Raw genomic sequence first — 18,223 nt, forward strand, 5'->3', positions numbered from 1 at the left:
TTCTTAGATACGAAGAGCTAGCCACCGGAACTAGATACGCACAAGCGGCTCTCTCAGCTCTGACTGGCTAAGGTTCTTAGCTGTGCGAAGAGCTGGCCACCAATCTTCATCTATTTTCGAAAAAAACCCGCTCTACATAGCGAGTTTCATTTATCTTTGTTTTGTAGGTACTGCATGACAATGACGACAACGTGGTTCATACGATTCTGAAGCCCCAACTAAAATAATTGGATCATCAAATGCCGCTGGTTCTCCATCGATTAAACGTTGCGTACGACTTGCAGGAGAACCACATGCAGAACAAACTGCCTGCAATTTAGTTACATGTTCAGCAATCGCCATCAGCTGAGGAACTTGTCCAAATGGTAGACCTCGGAAATCTTGGTCTAATCCAGCTACAATGACACGATAGCCACGATTTGCCAATACTTGCACCACTTCCACAATGTCCCCATCAAAAAATTGTACCTCATCGATTGCAATAACATCCATTTCTTCTGTTACATGGTTAAATATATCTTTTGAAGCTGAAACAGGAACTGCTTTAACCTTTAATCCATTATGTGATACAACATCTTCTTCACTATAACGATTATCAATACATGGTTTAAATACAATCGCATTTTGTTTCGCAAATTGCGTACGGCGTATACGGCGGATGAGCTCTTCTGATTTTCCAGAAAACATACTCCCGCAAATCACTTCAATCCAACCATTTTGATTCATTAAGTACATTGAGCTCTCCTTTCATCTACTTTCCTATTCCAAAGTAGGGTAAAGGTTTAATATTTTTGCAAAAAAAACAGACAAGCGAATACATACACTTGCCTGTTTTATGTTCTTTATTACTTGATGCCGTATTTCTTATTGAAGCGGTCAACACGTCCGTCTGCAGTAGCAAACTTCTGACGTCCAGTGTAGAATGGGTGAGAATCAGAACTGATCTCAATTTTTAGTAATGGATAAGTGTTACCATCTTCCCACTCAACAGTTTCGCTAGAGCCTTTAGTAGACCCGCTTAAGAATTTGAAGCCTGTGTTCGTGTCCATAAATACAACTTTATTGTAATTTGGATGGATTCCTGCTTTCATTCTTTTCATCTCCTTCCGCCCTGAATCATTTTCGAAACAGAGTTTTTCATCTTCAGCTGCTTACACAACTATATTGATGAAACACATATGATGAAATTATAACAAGGCTAACTCCATTTTGCAACTACCTGTTTTTGTCTTTTTAAAATTAAAAGTGGAGGAGGTTCTTAGACATGAAGAGCTAGCCGCCGGAACTGGATATCAATTAAAAGCACAAGTGACTCGTTTAGAATCGCAGGACATTGGAACCCTCGACCTTGAAGCGCTTTTTGCTTCGAGTGAGAGAGTGAAATGACCAGAGATTCTAGCCGCTGGAGCTGGATATTACCTTAAAAGTGGAGGTGACTCGCCCAGCTCTAACACAAAATATGATTTTCATCTCAAAAAACACAATTATTTCCATATATTACTCTCTCTAATATTCCCTTAAAAAACATAAAAAACTCGCTTACTACGAAATAAGCGAGTCCCAATCTTTTCCCTTTACTTATTTGTTACATACCTTTTTGAGTCTGCAACAATGTTTTGTAAAAACTCTTCATTTGTCTTTGTTTGACGAAGTTTACGTAAGAAGCCTTCAACAAAGTCTGGCGTATCACGCATTGTTTTACGAATACCCCACAGCTTGTCTAAATGTTCTTTCGGAATTAATAGGTCTTCTTTACGCGTACCAGAGCGACGAATATCAATCGCTGGGAAGATACGGCGCTCAGCTAATGAGCGATCTAAGTGAAGTTCCATATTTCCAGTTCCTTTAAACTCCTCATAAATTACATCATCCATACGGGATCCTGTATCAACAAGTGCTGTTGCTAAAATCGTTAAGCTACCGCCCTCTTCGATATTACGCGCAGCCCCAAAGAAACGCTTCGGTCTATGAAAAGCAGCTGGATCAATACCACCTGATAGAGTTCTACCACTTGGCGGAATAACAAGGTTGTAAGCACGCGCTAAACGGGTAATACTATCCATTAAAATGACAACGTCCTTTTTATGCTCTACAAGACGCATTGCACGCTCTAATACAAGCTCAGCTACTTTAATATGATTTTCTGGTACTTCATCAAAAGTAGAACTTACAACATCACCTTTAACAGAACGTTCAATATCTGTTACTTCTTCTGGACGCTCATCAATTAAAAGTACAATTAATTCTGCTTCCGGATGATTTGTTGTGACACTATGCGCAATTTCTTTTAACAGACTTGTTTTACCAGCCTTTGGAGGCGCGACAATTAAACCACGTTGTCCAAATCCAACTGGTGCGATTAAATCCATGATGCGTGTCGGTAACTTTTTCGTTTCCGTTTCCAATTTCATTTGGCGATCTGGGTATAACGGTGTTAATGCAGGGAAATGCACACGCTCTTTTGCTGAGTCTGGATCATCTCCGTTTACAGCTTCAACTTGTAATAATCCAAAATAGCGTTCATTTTCTTTCGGAGGTCGTACTTTACCAGAAACCTTATCTCCATTACGTAAATCGAAACGACGAATTTGCGAAGCCGAGATATAAATATCTTCTGAGCTTGGAGAGTAGTTGATAGGACGTAGGAATCCAAATCCTTCTGATTGAATAATTTCTAATACGCCTTCCATGAAAAAGAAACCTTCTTTTTCTGCTCGAGCTTTTAAGATGGCGAAAATCAGCTCTTTTTTCGTTAACTTGCTGTAATACGAAATCTTAAATTCTTTCGCAAGCTCGTATAACTCTTTTAATTTCATGTTTTCTAATGCTGCAATTGACAAATTCATTCAGACACCACACTTTAACTTTATTCTCTTTTCACATGGGTAAAGGGAAAAAATACGGAAGGCAAATAAATAATAATGAAAGGCAATAAGTTCAAGTAGGATAATATTCACTATTGTAACCCTTTTATCTAGTTTTAATCAATACGTTGAAACACAAATACAAGAAGCGAAGACAAGAAAATTTGTCTTCGCCTTTTATATTTCTTACTTTTTTCTATTCACCTGATTTTAAGGCAGAATAGATAAGGCATTTCTGCTTTTACTTAATCCAGTTCCAGCGGCTAGAATCTCCGGTCATTTCACCCCTTCCTGCGAGGCAAAAAGCGCCTCTTTGTCAGGAGTTCCAATGCCCTGCGATTCTGAACGAGCCGCTTGCACTTTTTACTTAATAACCAAATTCGGTTTTTTATTTAAGCTATGACGTCCGTCTACGAAGCGTACTGTACCTGACTTCGCACGCATAACAAGGGAGTGTGTTGTTCCTACGCTACCTTTAAATTGAACGCCGCGTAATAGTTCTCCGTCTGTTACACCTGTTGCAGCAAAGATTGCATCGTCACCTTTTACTAAGTCTTCCATACGAAGGATGCGATTTATATCTTCAATGCCCATTTTTTTACAACGTGCTAATTCAGCTTCGTCTTGTGGTAAGAGCTTTCCTTGAATTTCTCCACCTAAGCATTTTAGCGCAACCGCAGCTAGTACACCTTCAGGAGCCCCACCAGAACCGAATAAAATATCTACACCTGTACGGTCAAATGCTGTATTGATTGCTCCAGCTACATCTCCATCGTTAATTAACTTAATACGAGCACCGGCCTTACGAATTTCTTCGATAATTGCTTGATGACGTGGACGATTTAAAACTGTCGCTACAACATCTTCAATATCTTTATTCTTCGCTTTCGCAACGGCACGTAGGTTATCGATAATAGGTGCGTTAATATCAACTGCCCCAACTGCTTCTGGGCCAACCGCAATTTTATCCATGTACATGTCAGGAGCATGTAACAAATTACCATGATCTGCAATTGCAATAACAGCAAGTGCATTCCATCCGCCAGCTGCTACGATGTTCGTCCCCTCTAAAGGATCAACTGCAACGTCTACGCGTGGGCCATATCCTGTACCTAATTTCTCTCCGATATACAGCATTGGTGCTTCATCCATTTCACCTTCACCAATTACAACTGTACCTTTCATCGGAACTGTATCAAATACATCACGCATAGCTGATGTTGCTGCACCGTCTGCCTCATCTTTTTTCCCGCGCCCCATCCAACGCGCCGATGATAATGCTGCAGCCTCTGTTACACGTACTAACTCCATAGATAAACTTCTTTCCACGATAATCCCTCTCCTTTAAGTCTTTATATTTCTGCCGTATTTTGTGAACCGTGTTTTTCCATAAAGTGTACTTCCGCAAGTGGTGATTCTTCGCTCCCCCACTTGCGGAAGTATCATCACTTTAAGCGTTCTTCATTTCTTCAATCTCTTGCTTTGTCATTTGTTCTCGCCAAATGTTTGCACCAAGCCCTCTAAGCTTGTCTACTATATTTTCATAGCCTCGATCAATATGATCAAGTCCGGTTACTTCTGTAATTCCATCCGCCATTAACCCTGCAATAACAAGGGAAGCCCCAGCTCGTAAGTCACTCGCCTTCACTTTTGCACCTTGCAATAAAACAGGACCAGTTACAATTGCCGAACGACCTTCTACTTTAATTTGCGCATTCATACGACGCAATTCATCAATATGTTTGAAACGCGCGCCGTAAATTGTATCCGTGACAACTCCCGTCCCGTGCGCCTTTGTTAAAAGCGTCGTAAACGGCTGTTGTAAATCCGTTGGGAAACCCGGATATACAAGCGTTTTTATATCAACTACTTTTAACCTTCTATTACCGTTCACTGTAATTTGGTCATCGTTCGTTTCAACTTGGACACCAGCTTCTCTTAGCTTCGCAGTTACTGACTCTAAATGCTGAGGAATAACATTATCAACTGTTACTTCTCCTCCTGATGCAGCTCCTAAAATCATATACGTACCAGCTTCAATACGATCTGGAATGATAGTATGGTGACAACCATGCAGGGAGTCTACACCATCAATTCGGATTACATCTGTACCAGCACCTTTAATGCGTGCTCCCATACTTGTTAATAATGTGGCTACATCAATAATCTCTGGTTCTTTCGCTGCATTTTCAATAACAGTTCTACCTTTCGCTCGTACAGCCGCTAGCATAATATTGATTGTAGCTCCTACACTAACAACATCTAAATAAATACGTGCTCCGCGTAGCTCATCTGCTCTTAAATAAATGGCACCTTGTTCATTTGTAACATGTGCACCTAGTGCTTCAAACCCTTTAATATGCTGATCAATCGGTCGTGGCCCTAAATGACATCCACCTGGAAGCCCAATAACAGCTTTTTTAAAACGGCCAAGCATTGCACCCATTAAATAATAAGAGGCGCGCAACTTTTTCACTTTTCCATTTGGTAAAGGCATCGCAACCATGTTAGAAGGATCGACTACCATCTCTTCTTCCTGCCCATAAGTTACTTTTCCTCCAATTTCCTCTAGTAAGTCTCCTAACATTTTCACGTCCGAAATATTAGGAACGCCACCGATAGTTACTGGAGTATCTGCTAAAATTGTCGCTGGAATTAATGCAACAGCACTATTCTTTGCACCACTCACACGAATTGTTCCATTTAAAGCTCTTCCGCCTTCAATTAGCAACTTTTCCATATTGAGCTCCCTTCTCGTGAATGTATTTATCTTCTACTGCTTTATAAAAAGAAGTAGAAGGTTCCCCTTAAGAATCTCAATCACTCTTTCCACCCTAAAACTCAATAAGTAGAAAACCATCACCTGTAGCTCCCCCGCTATACAAATAGATGAAGATTAACTATTCATCGAATCAAATTTCTCAATTCAGATACTTATCACATTTATTAATAGGACTATGCACATTATTTTCTATATTCGCAAACTAAAAATTCACTTTATAAAATCTTTAGACTTGTTCACGCTTTCATTATACAACGAAAGGAAACCGTCTAAAAGACTAGACGGTTTCCAAAACGGAATTTTATTCTTACGCTTTACCGTTAGAACCGAACTCACGCATTTTACCAGCAACAGTTGCTTTGATAGCGTCGCGGCCAGGTCCAATATATTTACGAGGATCGTAAACTTCTTGGTCTTTGCTTAATGCTTCACGAACAGCTTTTGTAAACTCAATTTGGTTCTCAGTGTTTACGTTAATTTTTGAAGTACCTAAAGAAATAGCTTTTACGATATCAGCAGTTGGGATACCAGTACCACCGTGTAATACTAAAGGTACGCCAGTGAAGTCACGAACTTGTTCCATTTCAGCGAATCCTAAGTTAGGCTCACCTTTGTAAGGACCGTGTACAGAACCTAAAGCTGGAGCTAGGCAATCGATACCTGTTGCTTCAACAAGGTGCTTACACTCTGCTGGATCAGCGTAAATTACGCCTTCAGCGATGATATCGTCTTCTTGTCCGCCAACTGTTCCAAGCTCAGCTTCAACAGATACGTTACGAGCGTGTGCGTATTCTACCACTTTTTTAGTAGTTTCAACGTTTTCTTCGAATGGGTGGTGAGAAGCGTCGATCATTACAGATGTGAAACCTGCATCGATTGCTTCTTTACATTTTTCGAAGCTTGAACCATGGTCAAGGTGAATCGCTACAGGAACAGTGATGTTCATTTCTTCGATTAAAGCTTTAACCATAGCTACAACTGTTTTGAAACCAGTCATATGACGAGCTGCACCCTCAGATACACCTAGGATTACAGGAGATTTTTCTTCTTCCGCAGCAGCTAAGATAGCTTGAGTCCACTCTAAGTTGTTCATGTTGAATTGACCAACTGCGTATTTTCCTTCTAGTGCTGTGTTTAGCATTTCTTTCATAGAAACTAAAGGCATGGTGAATCCTCCTAAAAAACGTTTTTTGTATCCGATAAATTCTTATCGCTGGTAGTATGACCAGGATAAGGTAAATTATGTATATTTACATACCGGACTTTTTTCTACACTCAATAGGATAACAACTTGTACTCAAAAACTCAACTGTATTCACCTGCTCAATAGTCCATGTAAACGCTTTTTTCCATATTTTTTATAAAAAATTCATTTTTTACGCCTCTACAGCAAGCTGATCTCTCACTGCTTGACGAATCTCATCAATATCAAACGGTTTAGCAAAGTGCATTAAAGCTCCTAAATCTTTCGCTTCTTGAATCATATCCAATTCTCCATAAGCAGTCATTAAAATCACTTTAATACTCTCATCAATTTCTTTTACATGTTTTAAAATCTCTATACCATCCATACCTGGGATTTTCATATCTAACACTACTAAATCTGGATTATCTTTTTTCACGATATCTAAAGCTTGAAATCCATTCGCTGCTTGGAACGTCTGATAACCTTCTTTTTGGAACACTTCATGTAATAACACACGAATGCCATATTGATCATCAACGATTAAAATTTTCCCTTCCATAACTCCCAACCTTTCTGTGTAAATACAAGATTTACAGCTTCTTATATCTTATCGATTTATTTTCGCTATTCTTTGGCAAATTCCTTCCTATTCTTTCTTATTTTACCGTTTCCTATTTTGTTATGCTACCTACGATTTCACCTTTCTAAAAAAATAAATTATAATGAAAGCCGGCAAACACGTACGAAGGGAGTAACATTATGTTAAAAATTTTTTCAACTCAATTAAGTGGTTATTTCTCCAGAGTTTCTCAAAAAGAGGAAATGAATATAGAAGATAGCGCTCGTCTACTTGCTCAAGCACTAGTTGGCGATGGTTTCATTTATTTACATGGTACAAATGAAATGGAGGGCGTTGTTGCTGAAGCACTATTTGGTGCTGAACCAATGAAGCAAGCAAAACGATTATTTGAAAATGGTACAGAAATAGAAGTAACTTCTGCAGATCGTGTACTTCTTATTAGCCGTTTTTCAACAGATGAAGAAGTTGTAGCAATGGCAAAAAAACTTCAAGCAGATGGACACTCGATTGTCGGCATCTCTGCTATTCAAGAAGGTACAGAATCACTAGAACAATATACAGATGTACATATCGATACAAAACTGTTAAAAGGCCTTATTCCAGATGATGAAGGTAACCGCTATGGTTTCCCAAGTTTAATTGTAGCCTTATTTGCTTATCACGGAATTAAATTTACAATTGATGAAATGTTAAACGAATATTAAAAAAAGCGCCCTATTTCAGGCGCTTTTTTTATTACTTGCTCTCTTTATTCGTAATAGAAGCACTTACGAAGTCATGGAACAATGGTTGTGGACGGTTTGGACGAGATACAAGTTCTGGATGGAACTGCGCTGCCACGAACCAAGGGTGGTCTTTTAATTCAATGATTTCAACTAGACGACCATCTGGGCTTGTACCAGAGAATACAAATCCTGCTTTTTCCATATCCGGACGGAATTGATTGTTGAACTCATAACGATGACGATGACGCTCATATACAACCGGCTCATTGTAAGCATTGTAAGCATTTGTTTCTTCAGCAAGCTTACATGGGTATAGACCAAGACGAAGTGTACCACCTAAGTCTTCTACATCTTTTTGTTCTGGTAATAAGTCGATGATTGCATAAGGTGTGTCAGGATTAATTTCAGAAGAGTTAGCTCCTTCTAATCCTAATACGTTACGTGCGAATTCGATTGATGCAAGTTGCATACCTAGGCAAATTCCTAAGAATGGAACTTTGTTTTCACGAGCATATTGAATTGCAACAATTTTACCTTCTACACCACGATCGCCAAAGCCACCTGGTACAAGGATACCATCTGTATCGCCAACTAATTCTTTCACGTTCTCTGCTGTTACGTGCTCAGCATTTACCCATTTTACTTCTACATCTGTGTCGAATGAATAACCTGCATGACGAAGTGCTTCTACAACAGAAATGTATGCATCTTGAAGTTCTACGTATTTACCAACAAGAGCGATTTTTGTTTTCTTAGAAAGGTTACGTACTTTATTAACTAGCGCAGTCCACTCTGTCATATCTGCAGCTGGATTGTCTAATTTCAAGTGATCGCAAACGATTTGATCCATGTTTTGCTCTTGAAGAGATAATGGAACCGCATATAAAGTATCTGCATCGCGTGCTTCGATAACTGCTTTTGTATCGATGTCACAGAATAATGCAAGCTTATCTTTCATGTCCTGAGAAACAGGTAGTTCTGTACGAACAACGATAATATTTGGTTGAATACCTAAGCTACGAAGCTCTTTAACGCTATGTTGCGTTGGTTTTGTTTTCATTTCACCCGCAGCTTTTAAGTACGGGATTAACGTACAGTGAATGTACATTACATTGTCACGACCGATGTCGCTCTTAATTTGACGAATTGCTTCTAAGAATGGTAGAGACTCGATATCACCAACAGTTCCACCAATTTCTGTAATAACAACGTCCGCGTTTGTTTCGCGACCAGAACGGTATACACGCTCTTTAATTTCGTTAGTAATGTGAGGAATAACCTGAACTGTTCCTCCTAGGTATTCACCACGACGCTCTTTTTGAAGAACTGAAGAGTAAATTTTACCTGTTGTTACGTTGCTGTATTTGTTTAAGTTGATGTCGATGAAACGCTCATAGTGACCAAGGTCTAAGTCAGTTTCTGCACCATCATCTGTTACGAATACCTCACCGTGTTGATATGGGCTCATAGTCCCTGGGTCTACGTTAATGTATGGATCAAACTTTTGAATAGTTACGTTTAAACCACGATTTTTTAAAAGTCGTCCAAGAGATGCTGCTGTAATACCTTTTCCTAAAGACGATACTACACCGCCTGTTACAAAAATATACTTAGTCATGAAAAAGCTCCCTCCTATTTTGCTGTTATATAATCACCGTTGCAAAGCGCAACGTATGTAGATAACACTGTATCCATCTTATTGTTAGACTCTTTTTATTTTCTAAACAAAAAACAAAAAAGAAAATTGCTCCCCTCATCACATAAAGTAATAAGTAGGGAGCAATTTTCTTTTATATTTACACTTTAAAAGTATTATCGTCCTGTTTTAAAGAGCCCAAAAATGATTCTACATGGACGATAATGAAAAGTCAAGAACTACAGCTCTTCCTCTTCTTCTTCAGCTTCATCGTACTCAAGTTCTTCTTCTTCTGCGAAGTCTTCATCATCTTCTTCTAAATCATCAAGATCATCATCTTCGTCATCTGCGTCTTCTTCTTCAAGAACCTTGTCCAAATCTTCTACATCGTCATCTTCGTCTGCATTTCCTTCTGCATCGCCGAATTCGTCTTCATCTTCTTCGATGTAGTCGTCAAAACCGTCCTCTTCAACTTTACGTTTCTTCTTCGGTTTTGGCTGAGGTAAGATTTCTTCATCAATTTGCTCATATGGGTACCAGCTGCGTAGCCCCCAACGATTTTCTCCTAAATTAATGAAACGTCCATCGATGTTTAAATCTGTATAAAATTGTGCGAGTTTCGCATTAACTTGCTCTTGAGATAGTCCCAGCACTTGAGCGATTTCTTGAACCAACTCGTTGAATGTCGTTGCTTGTCTTTTATCCCCTAAAACGCTATGTACAACTTCAATCATTGAACATTCTTTTAGCTCTTCTGGTGAATATTGCTTAAAATTCACTTATGCGGCACTTCCTTTCTTCAAATATAACCTTATATATAACGGTCTGCTTAAAAAAATCCATACTATTCATTATAAACAAAAGTCGCACAAATATGCTACAAAAAAAACGGGAAACTTTAATATGGTAATAAAATTATAATTTGTCCATTCCTTATTTCGGAAGCATATGCGCCCCTTGCAATACATACCTAATTTGCATTTCTGTATATTCTTCAAGCGTATACAATTTTTGCAGGGCCCAACGTCTAAATCCCCACATTTGTCCTTGTATGAAAATATTATGTGCCAGAAGCTGTATTTCTTTTTTATTTAATGTAAATGTTCCATTTTCCGTACACTGTTCTAAAATATTCTCGAACATTCCTACCATTTGAAACTCTTTTTCTAATACATATGGGAGTGATTCTTTCGGTAAAAAACGTACCTCTTGATACATAATTAATACTTCTTCTTGCAATTCATCCATCACTTTAAAATAATTCGTTATTGCTATCTTTAAACTTTCTATACTTCCCTTTTCCGTACACACTACTTCCTCTAACCGCTCTTTTACATGTTCATATATACTATCACAAACTAAATATAAAACATCATCTTTTGTACGAATGTACTCATAAAGTGTTCCAATACTAAACCCAGCCGCCTTCGCAATTTCTCTCGTTGTTGTACGTGGGAACCCTTTTTGCTTAAACAGTTGCACCGCACCTTTAATCATTTGTTCACGCCTTAACGCAACTAATTTTTCATCTTTCACTGATGCATGTACATTATGTTTAACCATCCCCTTCACCTCTCTCTATTATTTTTTGGAAGGAAAAAGCGTAGGAAAATACCTACGCTTTCGTTCCTACTTCGTTAACATACGAGAAATTACAAGCCTTTGAATCTCTTGTGTTCCCTCATATATTTGTGTAATCTTTGCATCGCGCATGTAACGCTCTACTGGATAATCTTTCGTATAACCGTAACCACCAAATACTTGTACCGCTTCAGTCGTCACCTTCATCGCTGTATCGCCTGCAAATACTTTTGACATCGCTGACTCTTTCCCATACGGAAGCCCTTCCGATTCAAGCCAAGCCGCTTGGTATGTTAGAAGACGCGCCGCCTCTACATCCGTTGCCATATCTGCAAGTTTAAAGCCAATTCCTTGTTGCGCCGCAATTGGTTTCCCAAATTGATGGCGCTCTCTTGCATATTCTACAGAAGCATCTAAAGCCCCTTGCGCAATACCGACTGCTTGCGCGGCAATACCATTACGGCCGCCATCTAATGTTTGCATCGCAACTTTAAATCCTTGGCCCTCTTCCCCGAGTAGGTTCTCTACAGGAATACGGCATTCTTCAAACATAATTTCAGTAGTCGGCGAAGAGCGAATCCCTAGCTTGCTCTCTTTCTTCCCAACTGAAAATCCTGGCGTATCGCTCTCCACAATAAATGCACTCGTGCCGCGCTGCTTCGATTCAGGGTCTGTTAATGCAAAAACAACATAAATATCAGCAATGCCACCATTTGTAATAAAGATTTTCGATCCATTTAAAATGTAATGGTCTCCATCTCGTTTCGCAGTTGTCCTCATTCCTCCAGCATCTGAACCAGAACTTGGCTCCGTTAAACCGTATGCGCCAATTTTCGTTCCCTCTGCCATCGGTCGTAAAAACTTTTGTTTTTGTTCTTCTGTTCCAAATTTAAAAATTGGCCAACCAGCAAGTGAAGTATGTGCAGACAATGTTACACCTGTAGAAGCACATACGCGGGATAATTCTTCAATGGCAATTACATACGCTAAGTAATCGCTTCCAATTCCGCCGTATTCTTCAGGCCACGGAATGCCGGTTAAACCAAGCTCTGCCATTTGATCAAATAAAGCGCGATCAAATCGCTCTTCCTCATCACGCTCTGCCGCCGTCGGTGCTACTTCATTTCTTGCAAAATCCCGAACCATTTTTCTTATCATTTCATGTTCTTCTGATAATTTAAAATGCATCCCCGTCTCCCCCTCGTCTTTTTATAAAGCTCGACTAATTACAAGCTTTTGTATTTCGCTCGTTCCTTCATATATTTGCGTGATCTTCGCATCACGGAAAAATCTTTCTACTGGATAATCTTTCGTATAACCGTAACCGCCAAATACTTGCACCGCTTCAATCGCAACTTCAACAGCCGTCTTAGAAGCAAATAATTTCGCAATAGAAGCTTCTTTGCCGCATGGTAATCCTTGCGCTCTTAGCGATGCCGCTCTATATACAAGTAATCGCGCTGCTTCTACGCTAGTCGCCATATCTGCAAGTTTGAATCCGATTCCTTGCTGCGCCGCAATTGGCTTGCCGAATTGCTCGCGCTCTTTCGCATAATCAATCGCACATGCAAGTGCCGCTTCCGCGATTCCTAATGCCTGCGCTCCGATCCCAATTCGTCCAACATCTAAATTCGCCATTGCCACCTTAAATCCTTGTCCTTCTTCACCAAGTAAATTCTCGGCCGGCACTTTCATATCTTCAAACGTAAGTTGTACTGTACGAGAACCAAGAAGCCCCATCTTATGCTCATCTTTTCCGATGATTAAGCCTGGTGTATCTTTCTCTACAATAAATGCCGAAATACCACTTTTCCCTGCCTCTGGATTTGTAGAAGCGAATACAATGTATGTACTTGCTTCACCGCCATTTGTAATAAATACTTTCGACCCATTAATAATGTAATGATCGTCTTTCTTTACAGCTCTTGATTTCAAACTACCTGCATCTGATCCTGCATTTGGTTCTGTTAAAGCAAATGCGCCTAAATACTCACCAGTCGCCAATTTAGAAACATATTTCTGCTTCTGTTCTTCTGTTCCGAAGTATAAAATCGGATTCATTCCAACTGACGTATGTACAGCTAAAATTACACCAACCGTTGCACTTACCTTTGAAATTTCCTCAATTGCTAGAATGTAAGAAATAAAATCCATTTCTGCCCCGCCATATTTTGCAGGCGCTGGAATACCCATTAGTCCAAGCTCACCCATCTTTTGCAAAATCTCTTTCGGGAACACCCCTTGTTCCATACTAGGAACAAAGGGAGCTATTTCTTTCTGTGCAAAATCTCGAACCATTTTCCTCATCATTTGTTGCTCTTCAGTAAAGTGAAAATTCATGTACTTCGCCTCCGTTTGCTATATATCTTTTTAACAATCTGGTAAGACCACTACTTTAATAAAGGGAGGACTTTATTCGTAAACGTAGAAACCACGACCCGTTTTACGTCCTAACCATCCTGCATTCACATACTTGCGTAATAATGGACATGGGCGATATTTACTATCTCCTAATCCTTCATGCAACACTTCCATAATGTATAAACACGTATCTAAACCGATAAAATCAGCTAATGTAAGTGGCCCCATCGGATGGTTCATACCAAGCTTCATTACGTCATCAATCGCTTCTTTCGTTGCTACACCTTCATATAACGTATAGATTGCTTCGTTAATCATTGGTAATAAAATACGGTTCGATACAAACCCTGGGAAATCATTTACTTCAACTGGCACTTTCCCGATTTTTTTCGTAATATCCTCAATCGTTTCGTACACTGCATCATCTGTAGCCAAACCACGAATAATTTCAACGAGTTTCATAACTGGAACTGGATTCATAAAGTGCATGCCGATTACTTTCTCAGGACGTTTCGTTACCGCTGCAATTTCCGTAATTGGTAACGATGACGTATTCGTTGCTAAAATTGCGTGTTCTGGAGCGATTTCATCTAGATTCGCAAAAATTTTCTTTTTAATATCCATTTTCTCAACAGCAGCTTCAATAACAAGATCCGCTTCTTTTACACTATTTAAATCGAGTGTCCATGTAAGACGATTTAAAGTCGCTTCTTTCTCTTCTTCCTTCATACGACCTTTTTCTACTTGACGAGCTAAATTTTTCGTAATAACGGCTAGCCCTCTATCTAATTGCTCTTGCTTTAAATCTTGCACTTTCACATCATAACCTGCCATTGCACACACTTGTGCGATACCTGAACCCATTTGTCCTGCACCAATTACAACTATTTTTTGTACACCCATTCTTTCTTCCCCCTTAATATAAGTTGTTAATAAACCAAAATCCTCTACACGTAAATTAACGAACTTCAATCATAATTGCGTCACCTTGACCGCCACCGCTACAAATAGAAGCAATTCCAATTCCGCCGCCGCGCTGCTTCAGTGCGTGGATAAGTGTAACGATAATACGCGCGCCACTTGCTCCAATCGGATGTCCCATTGCCACTGCACCGCCATTTACATTCAATTTGTCTGGGTCAATTCCTGCAATCTCTGTACTTGCAATTGCTACCGCTGCAAATGCTTCATTAATCTCGAATAAATCGATATCTTCAATTGTCTTACCTGTCTTTTTCAGCAATTCATTAATTGCATAACCTGGCGTTCTTGGGAAATCCTTCGATTCTACCGCAATTGCTGTATGCGCCAAAATTGTCGCTAATGGCTTTCTTCCCTCTTGCTTCGCTCTGTCCTCGCTCATTAATACAAGCGCCGCACCGCCATCATTTAGTCCAGGAGCATTACCCGCTGTCACCGCTGACGTCTTATCAAATACAGGCTTTAATTTCGCTAATTTTTCAATCGTTGTATCCGCGCGTGGCGCCTCATCTTTTGCAACGACAATAGGATCGCCTTTTCTTTGCGGAATCGTTACTGGCACGATTTCCTCTTCAAAACGTCCTTCTTTATGCGCTGAAACCGCACGTTGATGGCTACGATATGCCCATTCATCTTGTGCTTCGCGAGAGATCCCGTCTTCTTTTGCAACTTCTCCACCGTAAACACCCATGTGTATACCTGAAAATGCACATGTTAAACCATCTGCAACGTTTAAATCGATAACTTCGTTGTTACCCATTCTGTATCCCCATCTTGCTCCTCGTAAAATGTAAGGACTGTTACTCATCGATTCCATTCCACCAGCTACAATCAGTGATTGGTCACCAGTACGAATAATTTGATCCGCTAAAGTAACTGCGCGAAGCCCTGATGCACAAACTTTATTTACTGTTTCCGTCTGCACTTCCCAAGGAATGCCAGCGGCTCTTGCTGCTTGGCGTGATGGAATTTGTCCTTGTCCTCCTTGGATAACCGTTCCAAATATAACTTCTTCAACATCATTCGCGGAAACATTCGCCCTTTCAAGCGCTGCCTTAATTGCGATTCCTCCAAGTTCTGTTGCTTTCACGTCTTTTAAAGTTCCTCCAAATTTTCCAACCGGTGTTCTTGCAGCACTTAAAATAACTGTTTTACTCATGTTTCTTTCCCCCATTTCTTTTTTTAACGCCGAGCGCTCGCTCGGTATTCTTGCGCCTAGAAGAGGTGCAAGAATTGCACCTCTTTCTAAAGTTGTATGCATTCCTACAAACTAGATTGCTTCTTTCTTCTGTCCGATAACTGAGCGTTCTAAAATCTCTGTTACGTCCAGAGTTTGAACTGTTTCTTCAACTTCTTTCGCTTTCGTACCGTCACTAATCATCGTTAAGCAATATGGGCATCCTGTGCCGATAATTGACGGTTGTACAGCCAACGCTTGTTCTGTACGAGCAACGTTAATACGAGAACCAGCCGTTTCTTCCATCCACATTAAGCCGCCACCTGCACCACAGCACATTCCCGTTTCACGGTTACGCGCCATTTCTACAAGGTTTACACCTGGAATTGCTTTTAGAATATCGCGCGGTGCCTCATATACTTCGTTGTATCTTCCTAAGTAACAGGAATCATGGTACGTAACTGTTTCTTCAATAGAATGGACAGGTTTTAAACGTCCTTCCTTCACCCACTGGGCTAGTAATTCTGTATGATGATAGACCTCTGCTTGTAAGCCAAAGTCCGGGTACTCATTTTTAAAAGTGTTATAAGCATGAGGGTCAATCGTAACGATTTTCTTCACTCCTGCTTTTTCAAATTCTTCAATGTTTTTCGTTGCCATCTCTTGGAATACGAATTCGTTTCCGAGGCGGCGCGGTGTATCACCAGAGTTCTTTTCCTTATTACCAAGAATTGCGAATGAAATACCTGCTTCGTTCATTAGCTTCGCAAATGATATCGCAATCTTCTGACTGCGGTTGTCATACGAACCCATTGATCCAACCCAGAATAAGTATTCAAACTCTTCGCCAGCTTTTGATTTCTCTTTTACAGTTGGAACTGTTACTTCATCATCACCTTGACGCCATGTTTCACGCTCTTTACGGTTCAGTCCCCACGGATTACCTTGACGCTCGATATTTGTCATTGCACGCTGCGCCTCTGCATCCATTTTCCCTTCTGTTAAAACGAGATAGCGGCGTAAATCAATAATTTTATCAACATGTTCATTCATAACTGGACACTGATCTTCACAGTTACGGCACGTTGTACATGCCCAAATCTCTTCTTCTGTAATAACATCTCCGATTAAGCTCGGATCGTAAGCCAACGCTGTAGCTGCTGATTCTTGTTGTCCTTTTCCAGCTGCCATCATCGCTAACTGATTTCCTTGTGTATTATTAAAAGCAACAACTGGAACCCACGGTGCTTTTGATGTTACCGCTGCTCCTTTATCAGTTAAATGATCACGAAGTTTTAAAATTAAATCCATCGGTGATAACATTTTCCCCGTTCCTGTTGCCGGACACATATTTGTACAACGACCACATTCGACACAAGAATATAAGTCGATAAGTTGATTTTGTCTAAAGTCTTCAATTTTACCAACACCGAATGTTTCTTGCGTTTCATCTTCAAAATCTATTTTTTCAAGTTTTCCTGGATTTGAAAGACGACCAAAAAATACGTTAACTGGTCCAGCAATTAAATGCGCATGTTTTGATTGTGGTACATAAACTAAAAACGTTAACAAAATTAATAGATGCACCCACCAAGAGAAATAGAACAATGAAATAGCTACGGTTTCATTTATACCTGAGAAAACGTAAGCGATTGCAGAAGCGATTGGTTCACTCCATGAAAGCTCCTCGCCGTGCCATATAATTCCCATCCCGTTACCGAGTAGCACAGAGATCATTAAGCCACCAATAAAGATAAGAACAAGACCTGATTTGAAATTACGTTTTAAACGAACAAGCTTTTCAACATAGCGTCTATGAAAAGCCCAAAAGACTGCGATTAAAATAACAAGTGTGACAATTTCCTGGAAGAATGTAAATGCAGGATATAGTGGTCCAAGTGGAAGATGTGATCCTGGTGCGAGCCCTTTCCAAACGAAGTCAATTGCTCCAAATTGGACAAGAATAAATCCGTAAAAGAACATAACGTGAATGATGCCGCTCTTTTTATCTTTCAGCAGCTTTTTCTGACCGAAAACATTGACCTTAAGAAGATCCCAACGCTCTTTAAAACGACGGTCAAATTCAATCTTTTTTCCTAATTGTATGTAGGCCATCCTCGTTCGTATAAGATATACAAACAAATATCCCGCATAAGCAATAACAGCAATGGCAGCCAGCCAATTAATGATTAGTAAGCTATTCATTTTTATGCTACCCCTCTCTTTGTAAGCCCTCTTTCTTTTTTAGAATCTTCGAAAATATATAATTTTCTGAATTGTATCCCCTATTTCCATTATATAATGAGTGAGCATTCAGTCAACAGTTTTTTGTTATACAACAACACATTTT

Annotated in this window: 16 protein-coding genes; 1 reads left to right on the forward strand and 15 read right to left on the reverse strand. The window is 39.8% G+C overall.

Features of this window, described 5'->3' with window-relative positions:
- Positions 1–150 precede the first annotated feature (150 nt).
- The 7 genes from BAU23_RS14735 to spo0F form a co-directional block, all read right to left on the reverse strand.
- Entirely contained in the window at positions 151–735 is a 585-nt protein-coding gene (locus BAU23_RS14735; RefSeq protein WP_000281088.1) for a thymidine kinase, read from the reverse strand.
- Between the two features lie 110 nt (positions 736–845).
- Complete coding sequence (locus tag BAU23_RS14740; protein ID WP_000643447.1) at positions 846–1,091, reverse strand: type B 50S ribosomal protein L31; 246 nt, start codon at positions 1,089–1,091, stop codon at positions 846–848.
- Positions 1,092–1,574: 483 nt separating this feature from the next.
- Positions 1,575–2,846 carry a transcription termination factor Rho gene (gene rho, locus BAU23_RS14745; protein ID WP_001053894.1) on the reverse strand — a complete coding sequence of 424 codons (1,272 nt, stop codon included), beginning with the start codon at positions 2,844–2,846 and terminating at the stop codon, positions 1,575–1,577.
- A gap of 381 nt (positions 2,847–3,227) precedes the next feature.
- Positions 3,228–4,193, reverse strand: coding sequence for a class II fructose-bisphosphatase (gene glpX, locus BAU23_RS14750; protein ID WP_000442343.1), 966 nt, complete (start codon positions 4,191–4,193; stop codon positions 3,228–3,230).
- Between the two features lie 121 nt (positions 4,194–4,314).
- The gene (murA, locus tag BAU23_RS14755) at positions 4,315–5,604 is read right to left on the reverse strand and encodes a UDP-N-acetylglucosamine 1-carboxyvinyltransferase (RefSeq protein ID WP_000413256.1); all 1,290 of its coding nucleotides are present in this window, start codon (positions 5,602–5,604) and stop codon (positions 4,315–4,317) included.
- Between the two features lie 349 nt (positions 5,605–5,953).
- Complete coding sequence (locus tag BAU23_RS14760) at positions 5,954–6,811, reverse strand: class II fructose-bisphosphate aldolase (RefSeq protein WP_001131858.1); 858 nt, start codon at positions 6,809–6,811, stop codon at positions 5,954–5,956.
- Between the two features lie 211 nt (positions 6,812–7,022).
- Positions 7,023–7,391 (reverse strand): sporulation initiation phosphotransferase Spo0F, encoded by a 369-nt coding sequence (gene spo0F, locus BAU23_RS14765; protein ID WP_000398592.1) that lies wholly within the window; start codon positions 7,389–7,391, stop codon positions 7,023–7,025.
- Positions 7,392–7,591: 200 nt separating this feature from the next.
- On the opposite strand from spo0F, the gene BAU23_RS14770 reads away from it, so the two are divergent.
- Positions 7,592–8,116, forward strand: a complete 525-nt coding sequence (locus tag BAU23_RS14770; RefSeq protein ID WP_071734733.1) for a DUF2529 domain-containing protein — start codon at positions 7,592–7,594, stop codon at positions 8,114–8,116.
- A 31-nt stretch (positions 8,117–8,147) separates the two neighbouring features.
- Here the strand turns inward: BAU23_RS14770 and pyrG are convergent, their stop codons facing one another.
- From pyrG to BAU23_RS14810, 8 genes are all read right to left on the reverse strand, one after another.
- The gene (pyrG, locus tag BAU23_RS14775) at positions 8,148–9,755 is read right to left on the reverse strand and encodes a CTP synthase (RefSeq protein WP_000170445.1); all 1,608 of its coding nucleotides are present in this window, start codon (positions 9,753–9,755) and stop codon (positions 8,148–8,150) included.
- A 257-nt stretch (positions 9,756–10,012) separates the two neighbouring features.
- Positions 10,013–10,552: a DNA-directed RNA polymerase subunit delta gene (gene rpoE, locus BAU23_RS14780; RefSeq protein WP_001009777.1), complete on the reverse strand. Its 540-nt coding sequence runs from the start codon at positions 10,550–10,552 to the stop codon at positions 10,013–10,015.
- A 154-nt stretch (positions 10,553–10,706) separates the two neighbouring features.
- Entirely contained in the window at positions 10,707–11,336 is a 630-nt protein-coding gene (locus BAU23_RS14785) for a TetR/AcrR family transcriptional regulator (protein WP_000238599.1), read from the reverse strand.
- A 66-nt stretch (positions 11,337–11,402) separates the two neighbouring features.
- The gene (gene acdA, locus BAU23_RS14790) at positions 11,403–12,542 is read right to left on the reverse strand and encodes an acyl-CoA dehydrogenase AcdA (RefSeq protein WP_000545558.1); all 1,140 of its coding nucleotides are present in this window, start codon (positions 12,540–12,542) and stop codon (positions 11,403–11,405) included.
- 21 nt (positions 12,543–12,563) lie between these two features.
- The gene (locus BAU23_RS14795) at positions 12,564–13,694 is read right to left on the reverse strand and encodes an acyl-CoA dehydrogenase (protein ID WP_001009064.1); all 1,131 of its coding nucleotides are present in this window, start codon (positions 13,692–13,694) and stop codon (positions 12,564–12,566) included.
- A 72-nt stretch (positions 13,695–13,766) separates the two neighbouring features.
- Positions 13,767–14,618: a 3-hydroxybutyryl-CoA dehydrogenase gene (locus tag BAU23_RS14800; RefSeq protein WP_002078025.1), complete on the reverse strand. Its 852-nt coding sequence runs from the start codon at positions 14,616–14,618 to the stop codon at positions 13,767–13,769.
- A 55-nt stretch (positions 14,619–14,673) separates the two neighbouring features.
- Positions 14,674–15,957, reverse strand: a complete 1,284-nt coding sequence (locus BAU23_RS14805) for an acetyl-CoA C-acetyltransferase (RefSeq protein ID WP_116733295.1) — start codon at positions 15,955–15,957, stop codon at positions 14,674–14,676.
- 9 nt (positions 15,958–15,966) lie between these two features.
- Entirely contained in the window at positions 15,967–18,078 is a 2,112-nt protein-coding gene (locus BAU23_RS14810; protein WP_001086766.1) for a (Fe-S)-binding protein, read from the reverse strand.
- Positions 18,079–18,223 lie beyond the last annotated feature (145 nt).

The sequence above is a fragment of the Bacillus nitratireducens genome (assembly GCF_001884135.1).
Classification (GTDB): Bacteria; Bacillota; Bacilli; order Bacillales; family Bacillaceae_G; genus Bacillus_A; species Bacillus_A nitratireducens.

Coding starts and splice junctions, on each gene's coding strand:
- BAU23_RS14760 (WP_001131858.1), bottom strand. CDS start 6,811: ATGCCTTTAGTTTCTATGAAAGAAATGCTAAACACAGCACTAGAAGGA.
- BAU23_RS14805 (WP_116733295.1), bottom strand. CDS start 15,957: ATGCATACAACTTTAGAAAGAGGTGCAATTCTTGCACCTCTTCTAGGC.
- BAU23_RS14770 (WP_071734733.1), top strand. CDS start 7,592: ATGTTAAAAATTTTTTCAACTCAATTAAGTGGTTATTTCTCCAGAGTT.
- BAU23_RS14800 (WP_002078025.1), bottom strand. CDS start 14,618: ATGGGTGTACAAAAAATAGTTGTAATTGGTGCAGGACAAATGGGTTCA.
- BAU23_RS14795 (WP_001009064.1), bottom strand. CDS start 13,694: ATGAATTTTCACTTTACTGAAGAGCAACAAATGATGAGGAAAATGGTT.
- rho (WP_001053894.1), bottom strand. CDS start 2,846: ATGAATTTGTCAATTGCAGCATTAGAAAACATGAAATTAAAAGAGTTA.
- BAU23_RS14740 (WP_000643447.1), bottom strand. CDS start 1,091: ATGAAAGCAGGAATCCATCCAAATTACAATAAAGTTGTATTTATGGAC.
- BAU23_RS14735 (WP_000281088.1), bottom strand. CDS start 735: ATGTACTTAATGAATCAAAATGGTTGGATTGAAGTGATTTGCGGGAGT.
- BAU23_RS14785 (WP_000238599.1), bottom strand. CDS start 11,336: ATGGTTAAACATAATGTACATGCATCAGTGAAAGATGAAAAATTAGTT.
- pyrG (WP_000170445.1), bottom strand. CDS start 9,755: ATGACTAAGTATATTTTTGTAACAGGCGGTGTAGTATCGTCTTTAGGA.
- murA (WP_000413256.1), bottom strand. CDS start 5,604: ATGGAAAAGTTGCTAATTGAAGGCGGAAGAGCTTTAAATGGAACAATT.
- acdA (WP_000545558.1), bottom strand. CDS start 12,542: ATGCATTTTAAATTATCAGAAGAACATGAAATGATAAGAAAAATGGTT.
- BAU23_RS14810 (WP_001086766.1), bottom strand. CDS start 18,078: ATGAATAGCTTACTAATCATTAATTGGCTGGCTGCCATTGCTGTTATT.
- spo0F (WP_000398592.1), bottom strand. CDS start 7,391: ATGGAAGGGAAAATTTTAATCGTTGATGATCAATATGGCATTCGTGTG.